The organism is Gluconobacter sphaericus NBRC 12467, assembly GCF_006539125.1.
GTDB classification, from domain to species: domain Bacteria; phylum Pseudomonadota; class Alphaproteobacteria; order Acetobacterales; family Acetobacteraceae; genus Gluconobacter; species Gluconobacter sphaericus.
This window is the reverse complement of record NZ_BJMK01000058.1, coordinates 1-7,267: the sequence shown is the minus strand read 5'-3', so window position 1 is coordinate 7,267 and position 7,267 is coordinate 1. Positions and strand designations below refer to the sequence as shown.

The following is a 7,267-nucleotide window of genomic DNA, read 5'->3' as shown; positions in this document are numbered from 1 at the left end:
CAACTGCTTTCTGCATCCCTTCAGAGCGAAACGTAGAAACTAATGAGGAATATCATCATGCATGATGATGCCGTGAGAATGCTGTCACGCCCGGCCCGGGAGGCTTGGCTGACAAGAAATACCAGATATAATTCACAGACCGGAAGTCTCATGGTCTGGAATATTATTACATGGGAATGGCGTCCGGCCACCTCGGAGAATATCCTGGAGCTTTGTCCTCTGAGTGTAAGGGGCTTTGGGGATACGGATGACATCTGGGACGGACGTCTGCAGTAAGGCCAGCAGGCAGTCTTATGATCCGCAGCAGCACGGCGATACTCCCGTACATAATGAGGAGGAATGCAGGGAATGGTTAAGGGAAAGCCGGCGACGGAAATGCCTTCCCGAACGCATTGAAATTTTCAACGTGATACAGGGCCGGTGGATAGCGGTCACTCAGGAGAACCTGGCGGCACATTACGCCCGCGGCTATTGGGATCCTATCGGGTTGGGCAAAGCATGGGAGGAAATCGAGACCGGGGCGATTGCTGACCCGGAAGCAGAGTTGACCTTTCGTGAGGATGCTGAATTTCTGGGCAAGCATGTGTTCGGGACACTGCGCGAAACGCCTGAAACGCCCGATGAGCGTATTTCAGTCGTGGTAGAGGAGTTTTATCCTGCATGGGAAGAACTGGAGCAGGCGCCTCCTCCTACTCCGCAGCTTCTATCATTCGAGAAGCGGCTGGACGCCCGGATGCCCTAAGTGCTCGAAATCTGGGCCGCCTCTCAGACAGGTCATATCACCTCACGGTTGTTGGTCGAAGATCTGCTTCATTATCAATGGCCAATATCTACGGTCCATCAACGGGCACTTGTCCGCACCATGCGGCAGGCTGAATGGAGCTTGCAGAGAACTGCAAAAAAAGGTTCTGAGTTAAAAACGCATGAGGACGATATCGCCCTTCTTCCTGAAAATACTCAGTGGGGAAGGGCCCTTAAGGGGGGTAAACGGAATGTCGGCTCTGAATGGCATCTCTCTCGTACCGGACATCCTTTATTGGGAAGGTAACCGGTCGTGTTGGGATAAGAAGCGTAACCAAAGCCACCCCATCAGGGCAGACAGAACAGAGCCAACAAAGATGCCCATCTTAGCCGGGGTCACAAGATCTGATCCGGAAAATGCCAAGTTTGCGATAAACAGACTAATCGTGAACCCAATGCCGCACAGCAGCGAAAGACCAAACAGCATCCCCGTCGGCGTTTCAGCCGGAAGCGTGGCGATCTTCAGGCGGGTCGAAAGCATTGTTACACCAAAGATGCCGACCGGTTTGCCAACAATCAGTCCTAGCATAACCCCGAGCGGAGCAGCCTCCAGCATCATGTCCGGATGAACGCCAGCCAGTGAAACACCCACGTTCATGAAACCGAACAGCGGTAGAACGACCCAGGTAACGAAAGGGGTCAACGCAGAAGATGTCCGATCAAGTGGCGTAGCTTGTCTGGCATCCATTCCTGAGGTGACTGTTGGAAGGCATAGGCCGGTGATGACCCCAGCAAGCGTCGGGTGCAAACCGGCATCCAGAAGCGCTACCCATAACAGGACGCACCCGATGCCGTAGCTCCAGAGAGTTCTGATCCCAATCCTGTTCGCGCCGATCAACGCTGCAGTCACGATCACGACCGCGATAAGCCCCGGCCAATACAGAGCGCTCCCATAAAATAGGGCGATCACCACAATCCCCAGCACATCGTCGAAAATGGCAAGCGCCATCAGCCAGGCCCTGGCTCCCGGCGAGACATGCCTTCCAAGAGCAAGGATGATTGGCAACGTAAACGCGGCATCCGTTGCAACAGGAACGGCCCAGCCGCGTGTCGCTTCCGGATGACCGCATGTTACAAGCAGATACGTAAGGGCCGGCACGATCATTCCCCCCAACGCTCCGATAAGCGGAAGGGCGATGCTGCGTAGTGATGAGAGGTGCCCGGAAACAATTTCCTTTTTGATTTCGAGAATGACCACCAGAAAGAATAGGGTCATGAGCCCGTCAGAGACCCATGCATCAATGTTTTCTGGCCCCCGCTCTCCCAAGATGGACAATTTCATGGGCGTTGTTATCAGGGTGCCGTAACCCGACGCCCATGACGAATTCGCCAGGACAAGACCCAACAGGGATGCCAGCAGGAGGACAGACGCCCCACCTGCGGGAGAGGCCAGAAAACGTCGGATATGCGTTGTGGACGGAACAGAAAATTCGCTCATTCCTCTTTGTTGAATGAGACAGGCTTCCAAACAAGCCTGTGGCGACGTGCTACCTTGTCATAATGTTTCTATTAACGCCCGCTTTCCGGATGATCATTGAACGCAGTTGATGTCCGGCGTGAGCGGACCTACTGCCTACGCCTACATCTCGGACACTCAGGCAGTTGGGTCGGCGTCCCGAAAGCCGACATGAATCATCCGCCGCTATGCCGGCAAAGACGGGTAGCGGACTTGCGCATGCATTCTACCCTCTCGAGGTTTAAATCTCAACAAGCGGCAGTGCCCGATGAAGATGAGAACTATGGAATCGTCATATCCATTTTATGATTATGAAGATACTTGGTTCTTTGCGGTTATTGGCGGTATTTAGATAAATAAGGGTAGCATTTTTGGTTAGCCAATATTATCTGAGAAGCTGCTTGTTTATAGCCGGATCAACCAGAAGGTCGGATAGCCGACGGAGTTGGCCCTTGATGTCCGACGCCGCTGCTGCCGTCACACCGCAACAAAACCGCCGTCGACGAGAAGTTCCTCCCCGCCAACAAAACTGTTTTCGTCTGACGCCAAAAACAGGACTGCCTTGGCAATCTCATCTGCTTGAGCCAGCCTCCCGAACGCAATGGTCTGTTTCATCCAGTCTCCAACCCCCTCGTTATTCTCGAGATAGGTCTGCATTGCAGACGTCAGCACCATACCTGGGGACACAGTGTTCACTCGGATGCCCCGGCCCTCCATTTCATGAAAAATATTTATCAGTATCCAAATCGATTTTTATACACACGCAGGGCGTTACTCTCCATGCGCTCTCCCGTGTACGCGTCGTTTCTGAAACGCGCCAGCGATCAGAGACCTCTCCAAACCAGAATTATAGTTGTGTGTATTACCTAATGTCGTATTGACGGAGCGAAAAACGGCGTAAGTCGGATTTTTATGCGTATGGAAAGATAGTGCTTCCGTTGATGTGCATCATTTGAATCATGGTTCTATTTTGTGGTTCTTCATTATAAATTCATAACATATACGTAGATTAATTTTTCCGACTCATTGCTTCAAATTTTCTTCACACCAAAACGTGAATGTATATTGTTTAGGTTTATTTCTCTAAGGGACTTGCCGAGGTATCTGAGGAAAAGGCAGACTGCTTCCATTAATCGGCTGTCCGAACAAAAAGCCCACGTCAGGATAGCAACTTGTCAAAAAGACTCTGTGAAGGCCAGATGCTGTGTCGAATGACCGGCAGTGATAACGTCTCTTCCAGTCTCACCTCCGATCACCTGCCTGCATGCGTTATCGATACGAAACATGCGCTGGCCTCCACCGCCCGGCCGCCACCCGCCGGGAGAAAGCCGGATGACACAGAGAATGCTCTGGCGCAAAAATCGCCCTACGTCAGACCCGCGCCGGAACTAACGCAGGTCGCCCGAGACGGAATCTGCTTTGATTTCAATCACGGATGCCGCGTCCTTCTGGCAGAAAAATCTCCCGGCGCATGGATGGTCCGTCTCAAAGATATTGGGACCGGTAACACTCTTTTTGAGAGCGGCTTGATAGGGGCCGGTCTCATACAGTCCAGCAAGCGATGGTTCGTTCGTTTTGTAATTGAGTTTTTTTCAGGGAGAACGAAGGAGTGACGCCGCTCACGGTGTTCCGGCATCATTATACGCCCGAAAATCAGAACATACTGATCCAGTTTCCTGTGGGCACGCTCGGCGACACCCTGGCCTGGATGCCTTACGCCGCCCGTTTTGCACAAAACCGTCGTCTATATCTTGGACCCGGACGAAAGCCCGGCGAAGATCAGCCTGCCTGACGATGGTAGGCTCATCGCGGAACCTTACGTTCACATATTCGCCCAAGCGTACTCGCAACGCAAATACTGGAACGAATCAAGACAGCGGTTTGATCCCCACGACGTTCTCTGGTGTCCGAGTCACAAGAGCACGGAGCGTCACTTCGAAGGCACGCGGCTTATCACCGTCGCGCATGTCATGCAGGCGGCTCAGGCCTGCCTCCTCACAATCAGTAACGTCACCCGCACGAACAAGGAATTAGGACGGTCATGACTGGATTTATAGTTAACCATGGACAGACGAGCAGCGGACTCACTCTCAGTGATGGTGATACTTCGGTAATTCTGGCTGGAGGCACGGCAACAAACACAACCGTCAGCTCTGGCGGCGAAATCTTCGTTTCTGCTTTCGGATCGGCAGCGGAGACAACTGTCAGCTCTGGCGGCGAAATCATTGTCTCCGCTTACGGCACGGCGACAGATACCATCGTCAGCTCAGGCGGAACCCTCTTTCTTTTGCCAGGAGCATCGGCAATTGGAACAAGCGGCGGTGGAACCATTATTTCTGCCAACCTTATGCTAACGAGCGAGAGTACCGGTGAAGTTATCAGCGGTGGTGCCGGCTCAGATTTCAATTCTATTACCGTCTCATCCGGGCAGGTCCTCGCGATCTATTCTGGCGGAGAAACAACAGGCATAACTATTGACTCTGGTGGGACTGGTTTCGTTTCCGGCGGTGGTGCGGCGACAGACACAAATATTGATGGTGGATTTGTAAGCGCTTATGGATCATTAACAAATACCACTGTCAATTCGGGCGGGGTTCTCACCTTCTTAACTGGTGCGTCTGTATCGGGAACAACCACTGTCAGCTCAGGCGGGACGCTTAAGGACGAAGGCGCCTATCTGTCAAATATAACGATCAGTTCTGGCGGCAGCGGATCAGTAGATTACTTTGGGCAGGTCGTTGATACAACCGTTGAATCGGGGGGAGAGTTTTTCGTATCCGCCTACGGCACAATGACCGATACGACTATTTCCGGCGGTACGGTTTTTGTTTCATCTACGCCGGATGGGGGGGCGACCGGGGGCGCAACACTCTCGGGCGTCACCACTGTCACATCGGGCGGCGTTCTTGAGATTGAAGGTAGCGTTCAGGGCGACGCTGTTATCGACCTTTCTTCAGGCGCCACCCTTGTCATCGATTCCGACACGATGCCCTCCAATGTCGTCAGCGGTCTCTCCGACGGCGGCAGGATTGATCTCAAAAACCTGAAAAGCGTCGACAGCGTCAGTGCAACGTCCAGTTCCACAGTCATTAGCGGTACTAATCAGGCCGGCGATGCGGTCACCTACACGCTCGATATCGCCTATACGGACGAGGAGGACGGCTCTTACGGGGAGGAGATCGTCTCCGACGATGATGGAGGATTTATCCTCGAAGCCTGCTTCCTAACAGGCTCAATGATCAAAACTCCCGGCGGAGATGCGGCGGTCGAGACGCTGGGTGTTGGGGATGAGGTCGTCACCTTCATCGACGGATCACCACAGATCCGTCATGTGACCTGGGCCGGAAAGGCGCATTGCGTCGTTCGCCCGCATCTTCCGCTGGATCAGGCTGGCTATCCTATTCGTTTTCGTAAGGATGCGCTTTCCGACGGTGTGCCGCTCAGAGATCTGTTGGTTACGTCCGAGCACTGTCTGCTTCTTGATGGGCGGTTCGTCCCGGCTCGTATGCTGGTGAACGGTCGTTCGATCTTCTATGATAGGTCCATCACATCCTACGCCTACCATCATATCGAGACAGCGTCGCACTCGGTCATCATGGCGGAAGGAGCCCTCACCGAGAGCTATCTCGATACAGGCAATCGCAGAGCTTTTCGGCAAAAAGGCGCAGTCGTCGCTATCCCCACCACCAGAAATCTGACCTGGGACGATGCAGCGGCGCCTCTTTGTGTGTCGCGTGATTTCGTAGAGCCTCTGTTCCGGCAGGCCGAGGCGCGTGCGGTTGCAGCGGGAGTCGCGCAGGAAGAGCCGCCGGCTGAACTCACGGATGAGGCCGATCTGCATCTCGTCACGGACGCTGGCGCAATCATTCGTCCGGCCCGTCAGAACGGTGGCCGCGCCATATTCATGATTCCTGCGAGCGCGCACGCAGTCCGCATCGTCTCGCGTGCCAGCCGCCCTTGTGACGTCATCGGGGCGTTCGTCGACGACCGCCGTTATTTTGGCGTGGCTGTTGGCGAGATCATGCTGTTTGAAAGTAGGAAATCGTGCATCGTCACATCTCATCTGGGCGAACCTGACTTGAAGGGCTGGAATGCCCTTTCAGGGGAAGATGTCCGCTGGACGACCGGCGACGCCCTGCTACCGCTCGACGGGAGAGATCCGAACAGTATCGCAGTGATGGCTGTCGAAATCAGGGCCGCAGGACCCTACGCCCTCAATCGGCTGGGTTGCGAAAACTCTTTCTGGCGCGCGTTACCCCCTTCGCCTAAATACCGTTGCTAGAGATCGGATTTTCTCTCTTGTTTAGGGGGGAAACGGAGAGGCACATCCTCTTGCCAGTTGCTTGATGGCACCCTTTGGGTAGCCATTGAGTACTACTGGCTCTCGCCTAACTCCAGCCTTTTCTGAGGATGCCGTTGGGATATGAAATGGCTTCAACGGTCTGTCGGAGGTTAGCCGCTATAATGCCCCTGAGATAGGTCGAGGTGCCTTGGCTTTTATGCGTTGCTTCATGTCCCAAAAGCCTATCAATCCAGATTTCCGGAATGTCGGCTGAAGCGTTTCGCAGTTGCGTCGAGACACTGTGGCGGAACGAATGGAACGTAATTTCTGCAGGAAGCTCGAGACGCGTTTTCATCGTCGAGAACGAGCGCCCGAAGACTGTTCCCCTGACACCGTCTTTCGACGTGTTGAGGCCGGGAATGAGATACGGGCCGTCCGGTCTGTCTTTTAGATCGAGAAGTACCGCTTCAATGAGTTTGGAGTGCACCGGAACAATTCGTGTTCCGGCCTCTGTCTTGGGGGACTATCCATTGTGTGTATGAGGCTAGATGGAGGGTTCGAAAAACCCTCTGGTTTTAAGGGTTCCTCTGTGATTCCATTTTCCCTTAGTTAATTGGGGATGATGGACGATGAAGCAGGCTGGTGTCTTTGATGTTGAAGAGCGGCTCGCGCGATTGAGCGAACTCGGCGATCAGCTCGAAGCGTTTTCCCGGATTGTGGATTTTGAA

The 7,267-nt window shown here is 53.7% G+C and carries 7 protein-coding genes and 1 pseudogene; 5 read left to right on the top strand and 3 right to left on the bottom strand.

Going from position 1 to position 7,267, the window contains the following annotated elements:
- Positions 1-487 precede the first annotated feature (487 nt).
- Positions 488-742: a hypothetical protein gene (locus tag GSP01_RS14075; protein ID WP_141354536.1), complete on the top strand. Its 255-nt coding sequence runs from the start codon at positions 488-490 to the stop codon at positions 740-742.
- A gap of 291 nt (positions 743-1,033) precedes the next feature.
- Here the strand turns inward: GSP01_RS14075 and nhaA are convergent, their stop codons facing one another.
- Positions 1,034-2,239, bottom strand: coding sequence for a Na+/H+ antiporter NhaA (gene nhaA / locus GSP01_RS14070; protein ID WP_141354533.1), 1,206 nt, complete (start codon positions 2,237-2,239; stop codon positions 1,034-1,036).
- Positions 2,240-2,734: 495 nt separating this feature from the next.
- Complete coding sequence (locus GSP01_RS14065; protein ID WP_141354531.1) at positions 2,735-2,974, bottom strand: SDR family NAD(P)-dependent oxidoreductase; 240 nt, start codon at positions 2,972-2,974, stop codon at positions 2,735-2,737.
- A gap of 494 nt (positions 2,975-3,468) precedes the next feature.
- Between GSP01_RS14065 and GSP01_RS14060 the strand changes: the two genes are divergently transcribed.
- The 3 genes from GSP01_RS14060 (at position 3,469) to GSP01_RS14050 (ending at position 6,539) form a co-directional block, all read left to right on the top strand.
- On the top strand, positions 3,469-3,870 hold the full coding sequence (locus GSP01_RS14060) for a hypothetical protein (RefSeq protein ID WP_167495575.1): 402 nt from the start codon (positions 3,469-3,471) through the stop codon (positions 3,868-3,870).
- On the top strand, positions 3,867-4,049 hold the full coding sequence (locus GSP01_RS14055; protein WP_141354527.1) for a hypothetical protein: 183 nt from the start codon (positions 3,867-3,869) through the stop codon (positions 4,047-4,049). The genes GSP01_RS14060 and GSP01_RS14055 overlap by 4 nt, the downstream gene beginning before the upstream one ends.
- Positions 4,050-4,298: 249 nt before the next feature.
- A complete protein-coding gene (locus tag GSP01_RS14050) occupies positions 4,299-6,539 on the top strand; it encodes a Hint domain-containing protein (RefSeq protein WP_141354525.1) in 2,241 nt (746 codons plus the stop codon).
- Positions 6,540-6,645: 106 nt separating this feature from the next.
- On the opposite strand, the gene GSP01_RS14045 is transcribed toward GSP01_RS14050, so the two are convergent.
- On the bottom strand, positions 6,646-7,026 hold the full coding sequence (locus GSP01_RS14045; protein ID WP_255320913.1) for a tyrosine-type recombinase/integrase: 381 nt from the start codon (positions 7,024-7,026) through the stop codon (positions 6,646-6,648).
- Positions 7,027-7,168: 142 nt separating this feature from the next.
- Here GSP01_RS14045 and GSP01_RS15575 point away from each other — a divergent pair.
- Positions 7,169-7,267 (top strand): annotated as a pseudogene (locus GSP01_RS15575) (IS5/IS1182 family transposase); the annotation flags it as partial.

Bases quoted from the DNA above. Each gene is read 5' to 3' on its own strand.
- GSP01_RS14065 (WP_141354531.1), bottom strand. From the start codon at position 2,974: ATGGAGGGCCGGGGCATCCGAGTGAACACTGTGTCCCCAGGTATGGTG.
- GSP01_RS14050 (WP_141354525.1), top strand. From the start codon at position 4,299: ATGACTGGATTTATAGTTAACCATGGACAGACGAGCAGCGGACTCACT.
- GSP01_RS14060 (WP_167495575.1), top strand. From the start codon at position 3,469: ATGACCGGCAGTGATAACGTCTCTTCCAGTCTCACCTCCGATCACCTG.
- nhaA (WP_141354533.1), bottom strand. From the start codon at position 2,239: ATGAGCGAATTTTCTGTTCCGTCCACAACGCATATCCGACGTTTTCTG.